Source organism: Maribacter sp. MMG018 (genome assembly GCF_018100785.1).
GTDB lineage: Bacteria > Bacteroidota > Bacteroidia > Flavobacteriales > Flavobacteriaceae > Maribacter.
Genome location: NZ_JAGJEC010000002.1, coordinates 798,378 through 818,494 on the forward strand (window position 1 = coordinate 798,378; position 20,117 = coordinate 818,494).

At 37.3% G+C, this 20,117-nt stretch carries 21 protein-coding genes; 7 read left to right on the forward strand and 14 right to left on the reverse strand.

Going from position 1 to position 20,117, the window contains the following annotated elements:
- On the reverse strand, positions 1-1,248 hold the full coding sequence (locus J8L85_RS11805) for an FAD-dependent oxidoreductase (RefSeq protein WP_211017483.1): 1,248 nt from the start codon (positions 1,246-1,248) through the stop codon (positions 1-3).
- Between the two features lie 67 nt (positions 1,249-1,315).
- On the reverse strand, positions 1,316-2,869 hold the full coding sequence (locus J8L85_RS11810; RefSeq protein WP_211017486.1) for a DEAD/DEAH box helicase: 1,554 nt from the start codon (positions 2,867-2,869) through the stop codon (positions 1,316-1,318).
- 111 nt (positions 2,870-2,980) lie between these two features.
- Here J8L85_RS11810 and J8L85_RS11815 point away from each other — a divergent pair, with 111 nt between their 5' ends.
- Positions 2,981-3,562 carry a pseudouridine synthase gene (locus J8L85_RS11815; protein WP_211017488.1) on the forward strand — a complete coding sequence of 194 codons (582 nt, stop codon included), beginning with the start codon at positions 2,981-2,983 and terminating at the stop codon, positions 3,560-3,562.
- Here J8L85_RS11815 and J8L85_RS11820 read toward each other — a convergent pair.
- The 3 genes from J8L85_RS11820 to J8L85_RS11830 all read right to left on the reverse strand — a co-directional run bounded on the left by J8L85_RS11820 (position 3,551) and on the right by J8L85_RS11830 (position 6,823).
- A complete protein-coding gene (locus J8L85_RS11820) occupies positions 3,551-4,486 on the reverse strand; it encodes an EamA family transporter (protein ID WP_211017490.1) in 936 nt (311 codons plus the stop codon). The genes J8L85_RS11815 and J8L85_RS11820 overlap by 12 nt on opposite strands.
- A gap of 20 nt (positions 4,487-4,506) precedes the next feature.
- On the reverse strand, positions 4,507-4,965 hold the full coding sequence (locus J8L85_RS11825; protein WP_211017492.1) for a cold shock domain-containing protein: 459 nt from the start codon (positions 4,963-4,965) through the stop codon (positions 4,507-4,509).
- Between the two features lie 1,063 nt (positions 4,966-6,028).
- Positions 6,029-6,823 carry a hypothetical protein gene (locus J8L85_RS11830; RefSeq protein ID WP_211017494.1) on the reverse strand — a complete coding sequence of 265 codons (795 nt, stop codon included), beginning with the start codon at positions 6,821-6,823 and terminating at the stop codon, positions 6,029-6,031.
- A 161-nt stretch (positions 6,824-6,984) separates the two neighbouring features.
- Here J8L85_RS11830 and J8L85_RS11835 point away from each other — a divergent pair, with 161 nt between their 5' ends.
- Entirely contained in the window at positions 6,985-7,614 is a 630-nt protein-coding gene (locus J8L85_RS11835) for a GntR family transcriptional regulator (RefSeq protein WP_211017496.1), read from the forward strand.
- 1 nt (position 7,615) lies between these two features.
- Here J8L85_RS11835 and J8L85_RS11840 read toward each other — a convergent pair whose 3' ends face one another.
- Positions 7,616-8,218: a hypothetical protein gene (locus tag J8L85_RS11840; RefSeq protein WP_211017498.1), complete on the reverse strand. Its 603-nt coding sequence runs from the start codon at positions 8,216-8,218 to the stop codon at positions 7,616-7,618.
- 6 nt (positions 8,219-8,224) lie between these two features.
- Positions 8,225-8,710, reverse strand: coding sequence for a sigma-70 family RNA polymerase sigma factor (locus tag J8L85_RS11845; protein ID WP_211017500.1), 486 nt, complete (start codon positions 8,708-8,710; stop codon positions 8,225-8,227).
- A 136-nt stretch (positions 8,711-8,846) separates the two neighbouring features.
- On the opposite strand from J8L85_RS11845, the gene J8L85_RS11850 reads away from it, so the two are divergent.
- Positions 8,847-8,984 (forward strand): hypothetical protein, encoded by a 138-nt coding sequence (locus J8L85_RS11850; RefSeq protein ID WP_211017502.1) that lies wholly within the window; start codon positions 8,847-8,849, stop codon positions 8,982-8,984.
- 4 nt (positions 8,985-8,988) lie between these two features.
- Here J8L85_RS11850 and J8L85_RS11855 read toward each other — a convergent pair whose 3' ends face one another.
- The 3 genes from J8L85_RS11855 to J8L85_RS11865 are packed head-to-tail and all read right to left on the reverse strand — an operon-like array spanning position 8,989 to position 11,718.
- Complete coding sequence (locus tag J8L85_RS11855) at positions 8,989-10,089, reverse strand: amidohydrolase family protein (RefSeq protein WP_211017504.1); 1,101 nt, start codon at positions 10,087-10,089, stop codon at positions 8,989-8,991.
- The gene (locus tag J8L85_RS11860; RefSeq protein WP_282103041.1) at positions 10,082-10,678 is read right to left on the reverse strand and encodes a nucleotidyltransferase family protein; all 597 of its coding nucleotides are present in this window, start codon (positions 10,676-10,678) and stop codon (positions 10,082-10,084) included. Before J8L85_RS11860 ends, J8L85_RS11855 begins: the two co-directional genes overlap by 8 nt.
- Positions 10,679-10,707: 29 nt before the next feature.
- Positions 10,708-11,718, reverse strand: coding sequence for an XdhC family protein (locus J8L85_RS11865; RefSeq protein ID WP_211017506.1), 1,011 nt, complete (start codon positions 11,716-11,718; stop codon positions 10,708-10,710).
- Between the two features lie 171 nt (positions 11,719-11,889).
- On the opposite strand from J8L85_RS11865, the gene J8L85_RS11870 reads away from it, so the two are divergent.
- Positions 11,890-12,981 carry a VWA domain-containing protein gene (locus J8L85_RS11870; protein WP_211017507.1) on the forward strand — a complete coding sequence of 364 codons (1,092 nt, stop codon included), beginning with the start codon at positions 11,890-11,892 and terminating at the stop codon, positions 12,979-12,981.
- Between the two features lie 200 nt (positions 12,982-13,181).
- On the forward strand, positions 13,182-14,009 hold the full coding sequence (locus J8L85_RS11875; protein ID WP_211017508.1) for an OmpA family protein: 828 nt from the start codon (positions 13,182-13,184) through the stop codon (positions 14,007-14,009).
- Positions 14,010-14,362: 353 nt separating this feature from the next.
- Here the strand turns inward: J8L85_RS11875 and J8L85_RS11880 are convergent, their stop codons facing one another.
- Genes J8L85_RS11880 through J8L85_RS11890 form a run of 3 tightly spaced genes read right to left on the reverse strand, consistent with a single transcriptional unit; the run spans position 14,363 to position 16,886 of the window.
- Positions 14,363-15,829, reverse strand: a complete 1,467-nt coding sequence (locus tag J8L85_RS11880) for a M14 metallopeptidase family protein (protein ID WP_211017509.1) — start codon at positions 15,827-15,829, stop codon at positions 14,363-14,365.
- Positions 15,826-16,479 (reverse strand): peptidoglycan recognition family protein, encoded by a 654-nt coding sequence (locus tag J8L85_RS11885; RefSeq protein ID WP_211017510.1) that lies wholly within the window; start codon positions 16,477-16,479, stop codon positions 15,826-15,828. Before J8L85_RS11885 ends, J8L85_RS11880 begins: the two co-directional genes overlap by 4 nt.
- Complete coding sequence (locus J8L85_RS11890; RefSeq protein ID WP_211018280.1) at positions 16,476-16,886, reverse strand: 3D domain-containing protein; 411 nt, start codon at positions 16,884-16,886, stop codon at positions 16,476-16,478. The genes J8L85_RS11885 and J8L85_RS11890 overlap by 4 nt, the downstream gene beginning before the upstream one ends.
- A 144-nt stretch (positions 16,887-17,030) precedes the next feature.
- On the opposite strand from J8L85_RS11890, the gene J8L85_RS11895 reads away from it, so the two are divergent.
- Entirely contained in the window at positions 17,031-18,365 is a 1,335-nt protein-coding gene (locus J8L85_RS11895; RefSeq protein WP_211017512.1) for a serine hydrolase, read from the forward strand.
- A gap of 255 nt (positions 18,366-18,620) precedes the next feature.
- Here the strand turns inward: J8L85_RS11895 and J8L85_RS11900 are convergent, their stop codons facing one another.
- Entirely contained in the window at positions 18,621-19,463 is an 843-nt protein-coding gene (locus tag J8L85_RS11900; protein ID WP_047245353.1) for a 1,4-dihydroxy-2-naphthoyl-CoA synthase, read from the reverse strand.
- 285 nt (positions 19,464-19,748) lie between these two features.
- Here J8L85_RS11900 and J8L85_RS11905 point away from each other — a divergent pair, with 285 nt between their 5' ends.
- On the forward strand, positions 19,749-20,081 hold the full coding sequence (locus J8L85_RS11905; RefSeq protein ID WP_211017514.1) for a metalloregulator ArsR/SmtB family transcription factor: 333 nt from the start codon (positions 19,749-19,751) through the stop codon (positions 20,079-20,081).
- The last annotated feature ends 36 nt before the right edge of the window (positions 20,082-20,117 follow it).

Here is a 20,117-nt window from a genome sequence, read left to right on the forward strand (position 1 = left end):
TCAACCCATTGCAATCACTTCCATTATTCCTTTTGCGGCTGTTTCGCCAGAAGTCATGGCTGCGTTCAAAGAACCGTTTAGAAGGTAGTCTCCGGCAAGAAAAATACGGTCGGTAAGCCGGGTCTCTGTAGGTATCATGCTATATCGTAAATCTTTTGTATCGGGAAGGGCTTTTTTAATGCTGTACCTTTTTAAATAACGATCTACATCAATGTTGGCGAATTTTTTAAGCTCCTTTTTTACTTCCTGTATCAATTGGTATTCCGTTAGATCATGATTTTTTACAACCGTCACAGAAAGTAGCTCATCTTCCCCTTGTTGAAGACATTGTAGCGAGGTGTGATAAAAGAAGTTGTTGATAAGGGCCCCTTTATCGGCTATTAGCCCGATCAAGGGTTTTTTGATTGATTTTTTTAAGCATGTAAAATAGAGCGTATCAGAAGAATGCCATGCTATCTGTTGTGTTTTTAGATTGGGCATTACCTGAGAAGCTTCGGTGGCAATAATGGTATAGTCCACAAATTCTTTAGTGTCATCAGAAAAAAGTAGCTCTCCATTTCTACAACTGGTAACGGTAGTATTGAATTTAAAGGAAGTGCGCCTTAACCTATTCTTTAACTGTAAGGGAATAGCTTCTATACCGGCTTTGGGTACCGCCGCATGGCCCATACCGAACATTTTGTATACAAATTGAAACATACGGCTCGATGTCTCTAAATTTGGCTCTAAAAAAATACCGTTAAAAAAGGGCTTAAAAAAAGTGCTTATCATTTCTTCCGAAAAACCAAGGTCTTTTAGATAACTTATGGTGGAGGTTTCGGGCTCCATGAAAATTTTTTCTAAGGTCTTGCGCTTTAGGCTATTGTTCAGCTTAAGAATCTTCCATTTATCTTGAATATTTCCAATACCAGAAAACAATGTGGAAAAGAGAAGGTTTGGTTCTCTTAGGGGATCACCAATGGATACGGACTTTCCTTTTTTAAATATTTGTGCTCCCGGCAGAAAGTTCTGAAGCTCTAAAGAATCATAGTCCAAATATTTAGAGGCCATTGGGTAGGCATCCAACAAAACTTGAAAACCATGGTCCAATTGGTAACCATCGATAATTGATGTTTTGACCCTACCACCTACGCTGTCGGTCTTTTCATAGATTACAGGAGAATATCCTTGTTCCTCAAGGTTTAGGGCTGCAATCAAGCCACTTATGCCTGCACCTATAATCGCTATTTTGGGTGATTCCGTTTCCATAGTTTAAAAGTAAGAAAAGAAACGACCTTAGCGGTATGCTAAAATAGAAATGAAATGCTTCTTTGTTTTAATCTTCGGGTGGATGTCCGTGGATATCTTCAAAAACAGAATCAAAGTTTTCACGTAAATAGGCGTTCAATTTCTTTTGATAGTCCTCTTTAAGCCAACTTAGGAAATTGTGGGTACTTTTACTGATACATTTTCCGTAGACGTGAATTCTATTATCAATATCTTCCTTTAATAACTTGGCAAGGGCAAGGGCATCATACACATCTTCACTGTTTTCGATACAGATATAGGCATGTTGTGCAATAGATCTTTCTAAGACAACCTTTGACGATTCACCTGCATAGGTGGCCTGCTCATAAGTTTTCTTGATATCAAAATATGTTTCCTCCGAATTTTTGAACTCTTCTTTTATTTCATCGGAAAGTTCATGGCGAAAAGCACTTTCTATTTCTTCGTCATCTTGTATACGATCCATGTAGTAATTGGGCGATTTAAAAATCGATACCCAATCCAGATCTGCTCCCCACGGACCAAAACGATACATGTTGTTACCAAGGTCTATTACGGTAAATTTGGATTTATTGTTCAACACACGAGATCCCCTACCGATCATTTGATAATACAAGGTCAAAGATTTGGTGGCCCTGTTCAAAATAATGGTTTCTATGGTAGGCTCATCAAAACCGGTCGTCAAAATACTTACCGATGTTAATATGGCGTCGGGTGTTTCCTTAAACCATTTTAAGATTTGTTTTCGTTGTTTTTTAGTAGCCGTATTGTCTAGGTGCATGATAGGCAGCCCGGCATTTTTAAATGTATAATAGACTTGAATAGACGTTTCTATACCATTATTGAAAATAAGGGTCTTTTTGCCTTTTGAGTGTTTTGTGTAAGCTTCTAAAAGCTTGTTTAACATGGACGGACTCGTATATAGGTCCGCCGAAGATTTAACGGTATAGTCCCCATTGGAACCGACTTCCAAAGAGGTTAGCCCCATGTCGTATTGAAATACTTCTGCCCTGGCCAAAAAATCGTTCTCAATTAGGTTCTGAATAGATTCGCCCGGTATCAGCTCATCATAATTGCTGTTCATGGGTAAATCTTTGTTCGAACTTAAAGGCGTGGCGGTAACCCCCAGAATAAAAGATTTCTCAAAAAACTTGAATAATTTTGTGAAAGAATTGTAATGGGCCTCATCGACAATGACAAGACCTACGTCCGAAATATCCAATTTATCGTCGTTAAGCCTATTGTTCAATGTCTCTACCATGGCCACGTAACAACTATATTTCTCTTGATCGTCAAGATTTGCCTTACTGTTGACCACTTTATTGACCACACCAAAACTGGTTAACATTTCAGAAGTTTGGTTACATAGTTCTACCCTATGTGTCATAACCAAAACTTTCTTTGAGTGGTTTTTAAGGTATTGCCGTACTATTTCGGAAAAAATAACGGTTTTACCACCCCCTGTAGGTAGCTGGTAAAGTAAGTGGTAATCTTCCCGTTCGTTCTCGAACTTTTCAAAAATTTGTTGAATTGCGCCTTGCTGATAACTATAAAGCTCTTTGTCCGTCTTTTTTTCCTGTAATTCAAAAACTGTCTCTTGCATTATATCTTTTTCTGAAGGATGCAAAGGTAAGGCGTTCCACCTGCGAATGCTAATGAAATGGGATAAAAAGGGTATCTTTCCGACCAATGAAACTGTTGGCAGGATAAAAAAATGATAGGTCACCACCATTTTAAAATCTATAAGCCTTTTGGAATGTTAAGCCAATTAACTTCTGGAGAGGAACGACAATTACGTAAAAAGAAATTTCTTAGAGAGCTATATGAGTTTCCGCAAGGAACAATGCCGGTAGGTCGATTAGATGAGAAGTCGGAAGGCTTAATGTTGATGACAACCGATGGAAAATTAACCGATCATATAAATAATTCAGGGGTAGAAAAAGAGTATTTGGCGCTTTTGGACGGAGTAATAAACGATGCTGCCATACAAAGGCTGCAACAAGGGGTATCCATTGGTCTGTTCGGAAAAAAATACACAACAAAACCTTGTGTGGTAAGGCGGCAGCAACCCCTTTTAGGTCTGCCAGCTGCAAATTCTAAATTAAGAATAGGGGCCCATAGAGAAAATTCTTGGATCAGTATCGTATTAACGGAAGGAAAGTTTAGACAGGTACGTAAAATGACCGCAGCCGTTGGTTTCCCTACCATACGATTGGTGCGTATAAGAATCGGTGATTACAGAATAGGGAATATGAAAGAAGGAGAAGTTATAAAACTCGACAAGCTAATTATTTAGTTTTTTAGACGAGAACCTCGAAAACAGTGTCAGTCTTTTCTTGGTGTTGATAAAATATACGCCCGTTAAAAGTATAATGGCCGCCACTGCAGATTGTAGGGTTATTTCCTCTTGTAGAAAATACCACCCCAACAACATTGCAATAATGGGATTCACATAAGACGAGGTAGCCACTTTTTCCGGTGACACCACTTTTAGAAGGTAGTTGAACGCGGTAAAGGCCACGATACTTCCCAACAGCACCAAAAGAATCATAGACCATTTCACAGGGGTACTCCAATTAACTGGGGAAACCCACTTTTCTCCTATCGCCAAACTAATGACAAATAACATTACACCACCGGTTACCATTTGATATCCTGTGTTCACAAAATAATTTTTGGGTAAATTGGCCTTACCTACAAATAGGCTACCATAGGCCCAACTTAGCATGCATGTAAATATTAAGATCATTCCGGTCAGGGCTCCCTCTTTTGATATAATTTGTTGTTGACTTACAAGAAGGTAAATGCCGACCATGCCGAGAGCCACCCCCACTAAAGACATAGCCTTTATCTGTTTTCCTTGTATGACTCTCATTAATAAAAGAACAACCAAGGGTTGCGCGGAAATTTCCAAGGCCGCGAACCCACTGTCCACATATTTTAAGGCCCAGACCACTACCCCATTACCAAAGGTTAAAAAAAGAAAACCGGCAATAATGGTGTTGATCAATTGCTGTCTGCTGATCTTTAGCGGTATTCCAGAAAATTTGGCTATCAAAAAAATAAGACAGCCGGCCGTTACAAAACGCATTCCGGCGAGCATAAATGCAGGAAGTTCTGTAACCGCGATTTTATTAAGTAGGTAGGTAGAGCCCCAAATAACATAGATAGCAAAAAAAGCCAGTATAATTAGACCTGTATTGCGCTTGGGGCCAGTCATTTTAAAAAAATGTAACTAGGTTAGATTTTTTTTACTCTTACGGCGTTCATGCCTTTCATGCCTTTTTCCAACTCATAAGAAACTTTATCGTTTTCCATGATCTCATCTATAAGGCCGCTAACGTGTACAAAATATTTTTCGTTGTTTTCAGCGTCGATGATAAAACCGAACCCTTTTGAGGAATCGAAAAAGGATACTTTTCCGTTTCTTACCGGATCAAATTCCTCTATATCACCTTCTTCTTTTTTAGGTATTCCCAAGACAATGTCTTCTGCGTCTATTTCGACTTTCATTGTTGGGTCTGGTGGAGTGTCCACTAAATTTCCATTGTAATCCACATAGGCAAGAGGTATACCAGAAGTTCCGCTTTCTTTGGCAGCTTGTTTTCTGGCTAATTTTTTCTTTTGTTTCTCTTCCCTTTTCTTTAAGCGTTTTTTTTCTTTCTCTGTCTTGTTAAATGTTTGTTGCGATTTTGCCATTCGTAATTTTAAAGTAGTATCTAATTAATGTTAAAGAAGAAATAGAAATTCATGTTCACTATCATGAAATGTAATTGTAATCAGAACTACAAAACCGTTCACTTTGAGGTCGGAGCAAGATTCCCCTGTTTCCCTTAAACTTTGTCAAAGATAAGTTATGTTTTTGGATTTATGATGTCATTAACGTTAAGTATTATAACCAGAATTGTATTTACTAGCCATTTTGTGGTACCCTATTGCACAATTTAAGACTAAAAAAATGTTTAGATGCCTCATATAAAAAATTATAATTTTCATATTTTTTATGATAAATTTATTTAAATAACTGTAATTCAGATACATATGTTCCATTGTCGCCAATTGAATATGTTAAATAATGCTTAAAACAGTACCTTTTATAACATAGTACTGTAACAAAAATAATACTTCTTCGTCTTCTAGATATAACAACTTAATAATCATCAATTAAAAATCAATATCATGAGAACTTTTATCAATCAATCACCGACAGAATCAAGAAGACATTCATTCTTTTCAACTTTTAGAAACAGTAAAAGAGTACAATGGGCAGAAGTTAGAAACCATACCCATTAAATTTTAAATTAATCAATCGTCAATTATCAATCATCAATTAAAAATCAATATCATGAGAACTTTTATCAATCAATCACCGACAGAGTCAAGAAGACATTCCTTTTTTTCAACTTTTAGAAACAGTAAAAGAGTACAATGGGCAGAAGTTAGAAACCATACCCATTAAATTTTAAATTCATCAATTATCAATCATCAATTAAAAAACAATATCATGAGAACTTTTATCAATCAATCACCGACAGAATCAAGAAGACATTCATTCTTTTCAACTTTTAAAAACAGTAAAAGAGTACAATGGGCAGAAGTTAGAAACCATACTCATTAAATTTTGAGGTATGTGCAAACAAAATCCCAAGAATATTGTGATTCTGACAAAATGAAAAAGGATAAGATCTCATCAATCTTATCCTTTTTTTTATGTGCTATTTTCGTTGCTGTTATTTCTTCATGTCAAAGAAATAAAGTGTAACTAATCTCTAAGATTAATTTCTTCTACGGCTCCGTTCGGATAGGTTATGGTCGCAACATCGTCACAAGTACCATCTCCAAAATCAACGATTAAAGTAAGACCATTTTTAGCAACGGTCATCGTACCATCGTTTAAATAACTGCAAGCATAGTTGCCTTCTAAAGTAGAGCCTACGGTAACATTATAAGTATTTCCATCGTCCACTACGGTCCAAGTACCGTCTATACCAAAGGTGGTGGTTTCTAAACTGTCGCCAAAACTTAAGGTAAAGGTTTTTGTTCCGTCTTCCTCGATAACACTACCATCTTCCATAACTATACTCATGTCGCTTGTGGTAGTAAATGAGACGGAATTGTTCTCAGAATTGGTGCCGATATCATAGGTTCTGGTACCATTGATCTTAATTTCCCCAACATAAAAATCATTGTATGTGGCGGTAAAGGAGCTTGATTCGCTTTCAAAATTATAGGTTACCGTCAAGGTTCCGTTTACATTGTCCGTACCGTTCAAAACACAATTATTGAAGGTGGCCGTATAACCGGTATCTGTATAGGTAGCATAATAGCATTCTTCACTACTAATAGTTTTAGCCGTAGTACTGTTATTCATATAAAGGTCATACAAAGCGGTATCTACGACGCCAGATACATCATCGGCCTCTAAAATGGTCTTTAGCTCGGTATTGGTGAGCATTACTTCTTCTTGTGTCTCGGCATCATCGCTACAACTGTAGGATACGGTCAAAATGGCTGCAAAAAAGCCTAATTTTTTTAAAGTGGGAGTTACAATTTTCATTTGGTTTCTTTTGTAGGTTTCAGCATAGGAACGTAGAATGGTTGTTTTTAGTATTGCTTCGCAGGTACATTGAGCTTATTTTAGATAAACGGTAAACTTTGATCCACAATAAATTACCTTCACAATAAGTTAAATCGTATACGATACGTTATATTTGATGGATGTCTATTAAAACTAATTTACGAGATCGGGTACGTGATTACCTTTTGCAACAAATGCAAAGTGGCCATTTAAAAATTGGTAAAACCATAAATTTGGCGGCCCTTTCAAGAGAGTTGAACATTAGCGTAACCCCTATTAGGGAAGCATTGACCCAGTTACAGCAGTCGCGTATAATTAAAGCGGTACCCAACAGAGGTTTTATAGTATCCGATTTAGATGTAAAAGAGGCAGAAGAGTTATATGGTTTGGTTGCAAACCTAGAGGTTATGGCCATTGAAAGCTCTGAATTTGACGAAACCAGAATAGCAGAACTAAAAAAGCAGCAAGAAGTTTTTGAAAATGCGCAAGATGCATTGTCACGAATTCAGGCAGATCTAGAGTTTCACCATCTTTTGACCAAAGGATATCACAACAGTCTTGCCCTTGAGATTCTTAAGAACCTAAAAACAAGAATATTTTTTTATGAGCGTGCGTTTACCTCGGACGATTCTTTTTATAATAAATCCGATAATCAGCATGAGGCCATTATTTCTGCCATAGAAGACGATAATGTACCAACGGCTTCCCTCCTACTTAAAATGAACTGGATGCTTATTTTAAATTATATACAGAAAAAACTGACCGAGTAAATTATGCTTCTAGATCTTTGAGTACTTCGGCTGCATTATCCGTAATTTTCTTATAGCTTCTGTAGCCCCATCGAGTAATTACCGTTACGAACAAAAGCGCAATTATTATAGCAAACCATTGTATCGGTTCAGGTTTGACAAGAAAAACATTCTTATTGGATATAATTTTTGAAGATACGGGAACCACAATGAACATTAATAAAAAACTAAAGGCTATGCCTATTTGCTGTAGTTTTAGAAGATGGTTTTTTTCTTTTGTATAGGTTATCAATGTTTCGCGATACGTACCTTTTAAAATATTAAGATTTTTAATTTTTTTAAGGGACCGCAATACCAAGGTCGGCATTATTATAAGAAACCCTAAGGTAATGGCACCGCATAGCTGAAGATACCAGGTATCTAGCTTATAAAAATTTAGGATAATAAAAAGGGCTATACTATAACAGACGATGGCGCCTATTGTTTCATAAGTGTTCAATGTTTTAAACTTGTTCCTGTACTTGTCCTGTGTCATTTTAAGAATTATTTCGTTCGTTAGTTTTTCTTGTTTATTGAGCTGTTGGCTCAATTGGCTCCAAGCCGTTTGTAATTCGTTTAGTTCCATGATATATTATTTTGTCATGTTTTTCTTTAGTTTCGTTTTAATACGAGAAATTTTTGTGCCCACATTAGATTCCGAAAGTCCTGTTATCTCTGCCATTTCCTTATAACTTTTACCTTCTAGAAGCAATAACATCAGCCCTTTTTCTAATGGATTTAGATATTGTATTTGTTGGTACAATAGTTTTAAGCGCTCTTCTAAAACATCATTTTTGGTCTCCGTCCTATTTAAAATTACGTCGGTAATGGGCACGGAATTGGAGTTCTTTTTTGATTTTTTTAATTGCGTAATAGCGGTATTCATGGCCACGCGATACATCCAAGTACTGATCTTTGATTCGTTTCTGAACGTATCAAAATATTTCCATAATTGATAGACCACCTCTTGAAACAAATCTTCTTGGTCCTCTTTGTTGTTCGTATAAATAGAGGTAACCTTGAACAACAATCCTTGGTGTTCCCTTATCAAATTAGCAAAAACCGTTTCTTTGCCCATCTAGTAATATTCTTTTATAGGTAAGTATGACCAAGCTTGAAAAAATCACATGATTATAGATTTTTTTTCTTGAACGATTAAAAGATATGGCAAGACAACAAAATACTTGTGCTGCCGTTATTCATAAAAATAGTACATGCAGTTTTTAAATAAAGAGATAGAACAACTTACCAAGAAAAAAAAGTCTCCTTCTTTGGTGAAAAAAGAAATTTCCTGTGGCATTTTTCAAGATGTAGAAAATCTTCCTAAAAAAGAAACAGAGGCAGAAAGGTAATCGTTTATTCGAACAAAGACCTATCTAAACCGGGAACTATATTCAAAGCATTTTTATAATAAACCTTTTTGAGTACCTCGTCTGGCAGGTTTAGACCATACATTGCCCAAAATGCATGGTACTTTTTATAGTAGGGAAAGTACTCATCATTGCTTTCCAAAACCCTAAAATAGGTAGGAAACTCTTCGGGTTTCCAACTGTCTTTTCCAAAAAGGATCCTGTCTTGGTATTTAATGAAAAATGCCCTTGCATTTTGTGGTTGCCTACCCAATTCCGCTATCACGGCGGCTATGCCAACATACATATTCGGCATCTCGTCTAAAAGTGTACCCAATTTGGCCAAATTATTGGCATACCATCCCATATGGGCATTTATAAACTTGGTCTTTGGATGTTTTTTAAAAACGTTGTGTTGTTCTTTTATAATCTGTTCCCAAGGTGCAGGGTCTGTATCGGTACGTTTTCTTCTTGGATGCGTTTTTAACTCTAACCACCTTTCATTGTCACTGTTCATATCTTCCCAAAAAGGCTTTGGATCTGCCGCATGTATAAGTACAGGAATTCCCAGTTCACCACATTTTGCCCATATAGGGTCTAAACGTGGGTCGTCTATGGCCAATCTATTGCCATTTATATCTTTGTTCCGTAACCCCAAACTTTTAAAAACTTTAAGCCCTTTAGCCCCGTTTTTAACATCTTCTTCTAGTTGAGCCGCCGCTTTTTTGCCCCAATCTGCCCCGTCGGCCCCTTCAAAATCTACATTGGCAAAAACGGCAAACCGGTTTGGGTAGCTCTTATTTATATTTTCTATCTTTTTTTTAAGACTGGCACCGGAACCTCCACTAAGATTGATCATAATGCCTTCGTTCAGGTTATCCATGTCGGCCAACAAACTTGTGAGCTTTTTCACGGACATATCCCTTTGATGGCTGTGTACATCTATAAAAGGAAATTTAGCCCGTTTTATCTCTTTTCCCGGTACTACAAGGGTAGATTTAGGGTTGTATTCCTCAAAACTCATTTCTTGTGCACTCATAGCGAGCGATTGAAATAGGGTAATTACAATAAAGAAATAAATTTCTTTGGTAAAGTTTGTTTTAGTCATGCAGTGGTTTGTTATGGTTTTGTTTATATATGGTTTTATATTCCTCAAAGGTGTCAATGTCCGCGACCATGTTACCCGCATCCAATGTTAATACCTCTTTTTTGTATTTAACAAGTACATTTCTTGCTCCGAAATCTGATTCTAATTTACACAATTCTTTAAGTATGGACCGATGGAAAATTGCAGGTACTCCGGCTTTGTTTTCGTATGCACTGGCAACTATCAAATTATTGCCCAGGTTAAATTCATCAATTAACTTGTTATAATAATTTACGGTAAACAGCGGTTGATCGGCCAAACAGATCAAAACACCCTCTATTTGTATATTCAAGTTCAAAATATAGCGTACTCCAAAAGCGATACTACTGCCCAATCCGCTCGCCCAATCAGGATTCTCTATAACATCGCACTCAAGGGCCTTAAAGCCGATTTTATCGATAATAGTGGAAGCATTACCGCCCAACACTGCAACAGAAATACCTCCGGCACTTTGTTTAACCGTACTAATTGTATGTTCCAATAAAGTTTTTCCTTTCCAGGGCAATAGTTGTTTTATCCCATTCATTCTTCGGGATTCGCCTGCGGCCATTATTAAAACAGCTATGTTTTTAGACCTGTTCAATTATGTATGCCCTCTTTTTTGTCTTTCAACATCATGGGTTGTTGTTTGCGAATTACGGCCAATATTTCAGAAAGTATGGCTATAGCGATTTCTTCAGGGGCTTCCGCACCGATATTTAATCCTGCCGGACCGTTTATTCTATCAAAAAAATCGAAATCATCTTCTGGATACAGCTCAATATATTCCCCGAACAATTTCTCTCTTCTGTTTACGGGCCCCAACAGGCCAAAATACATGGGATTACAATTTTTAAGGATACGCAGGTATTTTAGGTCTTTTACATAACTATGGGTCATCAAAATCAATGCCGTTTGGTCATCAATTTCAGCAATAGGCAGGTCATTTGGTTCTACGTTCCAAAATTCGTCCACTCCCTCAAAATCATCTATTGTTTTACCTTCGGCGGGCACCGTGCTCACCATTACCTCCCAGCCCATTTCAAGTGCTAGTTTAGATAGTTTTACAGCATCGTGTTCCCCTCCTATTATAACCAATCTATAACAAGGTTGCAATACTTGTTCAAAAACAGGAGTAGCTTCTTTTTTGGGTAGATTACCGTTTAGTGAAATCCATTCTTTATCAAAAAGAAAACGGGAGCCAATCCCCTCATGTTCTCCGTATTCCTTATGAAACCCCGATGCTATTTTAAAGGGTTTTCTTTGGTCTATGCATTTTTCGAAACCGTTTAGTATATCGGTATTGGGGAAAAAGGGCTCTATAAGAATGTAAAGGATACCCTCGCAGCCTAACCTAAACCGTCCATCGTATGTCATAATTTTAGGCTTGCCAGTTTTAAAAACACTAGATGCCTGAAATAGAATTTCTTTTTCTACACACCCCCCACTGACGGCGCCTATCATTTCACCATTTTCCGATATCAACATGCGAACCCCTGGTCTCCTATAAGAAGATCCGTCCAAGGCAACTACTGTGGCCAGAACCGTTTTAATACCATTTTCCCTAAAGAAAAAATAGGTTTTAAATATTTTTTTTAACTCATGCGTCATTAAGTGCGAATGATGTGTAATTTTGTTTTCCGAATATTGGAAATTACCTATTCCAACCAATTTTATAAAGGGATTTCCTGTTCTTTAACATTGTTTAACATATTTTTTTTAATTACTAATAATTTCTAAGCAGAAAGTCCGTTTTGCTTGTTGAACTCAAATTGTATGATTATGAAATTGTTCTTTAAAACCTTTGGTTTTCTTTTGTTTATCTCTTTATTCGTTTCTTGCGGAAATGCGGACGACGATGTTGATTTTGACCTAAATTTCGGAGATGGTCTTGGCAAGGGAACGGAGGTTGATGACTGCCTGGGATTGGAAGAAGGTGAATTGGTACTTTCTATACAAGAGCAGTACACCACATTACCAGGAAAAGTATCTATATTCTTTAAAGTATCGGACACAAACGGGAATCCTGTACCCGGATTAACCGCAGACCAGTTTACGATTTATGAGCAAGGTAGAAACGATGAATGTTTCAATACTATTTCTACTTCTGAATCTTACGCCCGTATATCTCCCAATTCACAAATATTCAACAACAACACCCTTTTGGTATTGGATTTAAGTAATAGTGTGTTGGAAAGCGGTTTGGACGAACTAAAACTGGCAAGTACAAGTTTTGTGAACAACGTGATGCCCGCTACATCGCAAGATTCTTTTCAAATGGCCATTTATTGGTTCGACGGAGAAGATGAACTTCACCTTTTAAACGAATTAACTTCTTCAAAAGAAGAATTAATCGCTTCTATTGATGGAATTACCGATGATATTAGTACCGATTTGTCTACCGATTTATATGGTGCGGTCATTAAGTCTACCGACATTGCTACCGATTTAATAAAAGAGACTACGTCGGGTGGTAATATCGGAGCCGCTTCGGTCGTAATTTTTACGGACGGTACCGATCAGGCATCTAGGTATACGAAAGATGCGGCACTGAAAAAGGTAAACGAGGCCAATGCGAATATTTCATTCTTTAGTATAGGTCTTGGTAGTGAAATTGATACGGAAGTGTTGACAGAAATAGGAAAAACCTCAAGTGTATTCGCTACCAATAAAGATGAATTGGAGGATACCTTTAACGAGATATCGGAAAAAGTATCTGAGCGAGCCAACAGTTTTTACCTTTTTGAATACTGTAGTCCAAAACGTGACGGAAGTGGAGAGAACAATCTTGCCATAGAGGTAAACACCGGCACCAAACAAGGGGCTGTGCAAACCAAATTTAATGCGGACGGATTTACCGGCGGTTGCGAGTAATTATAGTTTAAAGATTAGGAAGGGCGGTTTTAACCGCCCTTTTTTTATGTCTTTTTTTTAAATATAAAAAACTGAAAAACAACTTTTTAAGAGGCTTTTACTTACTAATTGGGCAATCCCCTCATTTAGAAAACATCTATATTTTAGTTTATTCCGTAAATGTTACTGTAACACTAATATAAATTTTAAAGAATATTCAAATGAGAAAATTATCAGTAGTTGGTGTACTTTCTTTGGCACTTTTAACCTCTTGCGTTTCTAAAAAGAAATATGTCGCTTTAGAAGACAGCCTTTCTCAAACCCAGAGTAGGTTAACAAAAACCCAAGTGGAAAAAGAAGAATTAGAAGCTAAATTTGCCAAGATAGAAGCTCGGGTGCAAGAGTATAATTCGAAGATAAATTCGCTTAAAGAAATGAACGATAGCCAATTTACATCTGTAGACGATGTTGCGGTCATGAGCAATAATACCAAGGCAAAAATGAGAAAGACCTTGCAAAATGTTGATCCCGCTAAATTGGCAGGCGCAAAAACGTTGCAAGATTCAATGAACTTGGCCGTTTCCTATAAATTAAAACAATCCATATCGGATGATAACGAAGATGTAGATGTTAGCATAGACAAAACGGTAGTTATGATCAATATTTCAGATGAGCTATTGTTCAATACCGCTAGTTACAGGGTTAGTAGTAAAGCAGAGAATATTCTAAAAAAGCTGGCAGAAGTGATAAAATCAGAACCTAGTATGGAAGTTATGGTAGAGGGCCATACAGATTCTAGAACTATTAATACACCCGTGATTGCCGATAACTGGGACCTAAGTGTAAAAAGAGCCACTTCTATAGTAAGGGAATTGCAAAATAAGTATGGAGTTGATCCAAAACAATTGATCGCTGCCGGTAGAAGTAGCTACCTTCCATTGGTAGAAAACGACACGAAAGAGAATATGGCCAAGAATAGAAGAACAAGAATTGTTATTCTTCCGAATTTAGATAAATTCTTTGCCTTATTGGATGCAGAGAGCCTATAAAGGATAAATCCATTATAAAATTAAAAAGGGAAGCTAAAATGCTTCCCTTTTTTGTTTTCGTTCAAAAAGTAGGGTTTTTGCAACTATAGTTGTTCTATAAGTATAATACCCTCAAAACCTTACTTAACTAACCACATCCTAAAAGCTATGAAGATGTTTAATGTAGAAAGAAAAAATCATGGATGTATACAAAGAAATCCTTCAAAAAAGTGCCCTTGGCCTATTGGCCCCGCCGATTAAAAGTTTGGTGTTACTCCTATTCATAGGTATTGTAACCATGCTTATGACTATGCTTGTTCTATTATTGAAATATGGCCTTTATGCCAATATTAGATTCGGGTATTAAAATGGGATTACCTGTAGATCATCGCATTTGGAACACTTATTATTTCTGAATTTAAATCGACAAGAAATCCATTAATAACGGCATACCTAACTCCTTCTTTGTTCTCCAAGAAAAAAGTGGGGTTGATACCTGGTTGTAACCTAAGTTCTGGAACCTCGTATTTTTGGCTGATTACATGCAAAGGAAACGGGGCGTTCAAAGCCTTTCTGGGAATAGATGCCACCCTTATATAGCCATACCCTTCCTTAAGAAGTTTCTTTGCATCCAGTTGTTTTGCTTCTTCTAGGTTTTTTATAACCGTAGGATATACTTTTGCAGCTTTAATCGTATAATCTTTGGCATCCAATGTTTTGTATCCGTAATATGTGGATAGGTCTCCTTGGTCCCATATGCGGCTACTGTACCAAAAACTCTTATGGTCTTCGTAATCCACCTCTACCTGATTTATACCAAGGTCTATAATATATTTTTTACCTAACAGGTCATAGTTGGCCCCGGTAATCTTTAGATCGAAAAGCATTCGGTTGTTCTCAGGAATTTTGTCGTACTCAGAAATGTCTATTTCTTTATAGTTCTGTTTTGCTATGGTATAGATAGCAGACAAGATAGAAACATAGTTGAGCTTTCTTATTTCTTGTTTCTCAATATCATCCGGGTATCCTCCAGATTCTATAAGTATGGCACTGGTACCCCATTTTTGAATATTGTCGCCAAAGGCCCTAGGCTCAAAGTCATCATTGTACCTTCCTACTTGGCCAGGTGCATATTTTTGAATAATATTATTCATGAACACAATTATCTTCATGGCATTGCCACGAACTTCGTTGATCTCTTTTTCGTAATTATAAGCGGGTGCCAAATACGAAATAGTCGCAGGTTTTTCTGTACGTTCGGCATTGTAATACGTACTTTGATCATGCAGGTTAAACCCAAAATCAGCTTCAAGGCTATCACGAACTCGCTTTAATGTTTGCCCTTCGGGAGATTGTAAACGTAAGGCATCCCTATTAATATCAATACCAAGAATATTGCGTCTTTGATATAGTTCTGCCCCATCCGGATTTAACATAGGAAGAAAATGAATGGTCAAGTTTTTAAGGATAGCCTCTTTTTCTTCTGTAAAATCAGGACTATCCAAAAAATTAAGAATATCAAAAATGGCCTGTGTGGCAGTAGGCTCGTCTCCGTGCATCTGAGACCATAAAAAAACATCGGTATCACCAGAGCCAATACTTATAAGATTCAAGCTTCTGCCCTCTATAGAAGTTCCCACCTTATTTACCTTAAACTTGGCATTATTTTTATATGATGCTATCAACGGTTCAATATCCGCATGTTTTATACGCCTTTTGTTCAATGTTGGCTCTTTATATGATTCATAAGTTTCATATAATTGCGTGGTAATATTCGTTTCTTGTCCGTTTGCTATGAACAGAGAACAACATGTTATCAGTGCTATGTAGATATTTTTCATTCTGGTAACGGTTTAAAATTTAAGTCTTTGACAGCTTTTCTAATTTTTCTCATAAAATCTTCTCCTGGGTCCGTTTTTTTTGTTCGGTAGCCTTTATCTCTTTCAAGCCACAACGGATGATTTTCGAATCGGGTATATTCATAATGCCCTATCAGGTAATCGATATCATACTTTTCGGCAAGGTAGCGTACCAGCCATATATTGGACTTTAATTGTGCCCTGGTCAAAGGTTGGCCCGTATCGCCACCCACGTTTTCAACCCCTATGGCACAATGGTTCAGACCAATTACGTGTCTTGCCATGGTGGTCTCGGGCATTAATCTATAAATGGTGCCATCTCTATCTACCATAAATTGTGATGAAACATTTAACCCGCTTACATCTTTAATGTCGGGGCGCCAATTGGGTAAAGAGGGATTGTTGAAGGCTTCAAAAGACTTTTCAAAGGTTGGAATTACCGTCCAATGCAGCACAATCATTTTTGGTTCTATTTCTGGAGTGTCCTTCTCTAATCCATATCTTTTAGAGAGATATTCCAGCGTCAATATTTTCCTTTCCTCGTTAAAGATGATGGGTTTGTCCACAATATTATTGGTGGTCTTGCAAGCGGTAAGCAATAATAGCAGGGCAATGGTAATGGGTATTCTCATTGATCGTTTTTATTTATTGAATCCTTTTTTTTAACGGCATATTGGATCTGAATTTTTCTTCTGCCCCATTCTTTGGCTTTCTTTATATTTTCGCCCATATATATATCTATACGGTTTCTCCATCTGGGGTGCATCTTGTCCTTCACCAAATATATCCCTTCAAAAGTATCAATTTTAACCATGGTATTATGCTTAAGTCCTTTTCTGATTAGATCTCTTGAAACGGCGATCCACTTCATACCGGGTTTAATGGAATCTCCCCAGGCCGTAATGGTAGGGTGTTCATGTGAAGTTTGGCCGGGAACGGAATTATATGCCGTGGCGGTAACCTGCAATGGAATCCAATCATAATTAGGTTTCAATGGCTCGCTTTCTCGACACCCGGTAAAAAATAACCCTAAAACCATCAAGTATCTATACATAGTGGAGCAATTGGGGTATTAATATAAGTAATATCAAAATTATATTCCTGTTTACCCTTTTCTAAAAAGTCCCCTTATGTAATTTCTTTCTTTTTTGATAAATTTACGTTCATACAAAAATCCTCTACATTGAAAAAAATAAAATGGCTATTGGGATTCCTTCTAATAGGAATTCTTGTTTTCGCATATCTAAACTATCCTAAACTTAATTTAATATCTGGTTACGCATCTAAAAATATGGCCTCTAGTGTGTACATAGCACATAGAGATGCCCAGGAGGTAGAGAAAGTGGACCACGATATGCCTTTGATCAAACTGGCAGGATCTAAGGTGGAACCCAGCGACCAATCTGCTACCGCGAGTGTTTTTGGGTTAATGAAAAGAAAAGCGGTATATAAGGAAGGTGTTGGGGCTGTCTTGACCAATGGCGAGTACAAGAAACATAATTTTGACTTAGTGCCCCACCGATCAAAAAAAATGGACACGTTACCTTTTCCGTATGGTAATAACGGGGTCATAGATACTATTCTAGAAAATGTAGATTACAAGAAATTGGAGAATGTACTTAACGAGGCTATGGCAGATTCGCTTCAAAGAACACGTAGTCTGTTGGTAGTTTACAAAGATCAGATTGTTGGTGAAAAATATATAGACGGTTTTTCTAAAGACACCCCTATTCTAGGTTGGTCTATGACAAAAAGTATATTGGCCACATGTTATGGTATTCTTGAATACCAAGGCAAAATAAATATGGATTATCTTCCTTTTAAAGGAGAGGTTTCGGAGAAAGACCCAAAAATGAACATTACCTTAAACCATTTGTTGCGGATGCAAAGTGGTCTGGCTTGGGAAGAAGATTATTTTAAGATATCGGATGTTACCCAGATGTTGTTTTTAGACTCCGATATGACCAAGGCACAAGCCGATAATGAAGTAATAGCCGCCCCTACCGAAATTTGGAACTATTCATCAGGTACCAGTAACCTACTTTCAGGAATATTAAGAAAACAGTTTAGCTCGCACCAAGAATATTTAGATTTTCCGTACCGACAGTTCATAGATCGTATCGGAATGTACTCTATGCTAATAGAAACCGATTTGGAAGGAAATTTTGTGGGTTCTTCCTATGGATGGGCCAATACCCGCGACTGGGCAAAATTTGGTCTACTGTACCTTCATAAAGGAGATTGGAACGGAGACCGTTTGTTTTCTGAGGAATGGGTCGATTATATAACCAAACCAACGGTACATTCCAACGGAACCTACGGAGCCCATTTCTGGTTGAACGCAGAAGGTAAATATCCTGATCTACCAAAAGACATATATTCCGCAAATGGTTTTCAAGGGCAACGCGTATTCATTATACCTTCTAAGGACATGGTCGTCGTACGTACCGGATTAAAGGAGCAATCCGACGAACAGTTCAACTCACTTTTAAAGAAAATATTGGAAACCGTGCACTAAGTACGATTTAAAACAAGGATTTTAAGGATGTAGTTTTCTTAAACTACATCTTGCCTTGCGTTTACCACAAATCCGTCTTAAGTGACAACAATAGTTTCGATAAACTGTACATCCTACCTACTTTTACAGTGTAATAAAAACGAATAAATTTTTTTCATTTTCATATAGTGTTCTCGTAAAAGAGTCTGGTCTTAGTTGATCGGGCTCTTTTTGGTTTAAAGCACTTTGGCCCTAAAAACCAAAAAGAAACAAGATTTAAGGAATCCAGTTGTCTTTACCGAAATTCGGCTTGCGTTTTTCTAAAAATGCATTTCTTCCTTCTTTGGCCTCCTCTGTCATATAGGCCAATCGGGTAGCCTCCCCGGCAAAGACCTGTTGCCCTACCATACCGTCATCGGTAAGGTTCATGGCAAATTTCAGCATTTTGATGGACGTTGGTGATTTTTCCAATATCTCTTGAGCCCACTGAAAGGCCGTATCTTCTAGCTCAGCATGTGGTATAACGGCATTTACCATACCCATTTCAAAAGCTTCTTGGGCCGAATAATTGCGGCCTAAGAAAAAGATTTCCCTTGCTTTTTTCTGACCTACCATCTTTGCCAAATAGGCAGAACCATAACCACCATCAAAGCTAGTGACATCGGCATCGGTCTGCTTAAAAATAGCATGTTCTTTACTGGCCAAGGTCATATCGCAAACAACGTGTAAACTATGGCCGCCACCTACTGCCCAGCCCGGTACAACGGCAATAACGACTTTTGGCATAAAACGTATCATACGCTGTACCTCTAAAATATTAAGCCGGTGCTGACCATCTTCGCCTACATAACCTTTATGTCCCCTAGCCTTTTGGTCTCCTCCACTGCAGAACGACCAAATACCATCTTTGGTAGAAGGCCCTTCGGCAGAAAGCAAGACAACACCGATAGAAGTGTCCTCTTGCGCATCATAAAATGCCTTTATAAGTTCACTTGTGGTATTGGGCCTAAAAGCATTACGAACATTAGGACGGTTAAAGGCAATGCGGGCCACACCATCGCATTTTTTATAGGTTATATCTTCAAATTCGATGGCAGTTTGCCAGTTAGGTGATTTCATTTGCTTAAATTTTACGCTATAAAGATAGAAGTTACATAGCAAGACTACCAAATGCTATTTTAAAAGTATTGAATTAAAAAATATCTTTTTAACGAGTTTCAAAGTAAGTCCTACCCCTTTATTAAAGTCAAAAACCAACGATAAAACAAGCCTTTACAGAGGGTCACTTTTTTATATTTTAAATAAATTAAGCTCTTTAGTAATGTATCTTTTTTCGTTAAAAAATACATTTGTCTTGCGGGGAAAAACTATTCATCGTAATATTGCAATGAAACAATTAATGATATGGGTTTAGCTAAAACGGAAATGTTTACCGACGATCAAAATGAGATAGCTCTTTTTGCAAAGGCATTTGGCCATCCGGCCAGAGTTGCGATTTTGCAGCACTTGTTTAAGATAAATAGTTGTGTATGTGGTGATCTGGTAAATGAAATAGGATTGGCACAACCTACCATTTCTCAACATTTAAAAGAGTTGAAAAATTTAGGTCTTATTAAAGGAGATGTTGAGGGTACCAGTGTTTGTTATTGTATAGATAACGAAAGTTGGTCTAAAATGAAAAAAGTGATGTCCGCATTTCTTGATCAAGACCTTACAAAAACCGGGGATTGTTGTTAAAAAATTTGAATTTATTAATCGTATAATCGCAATAAA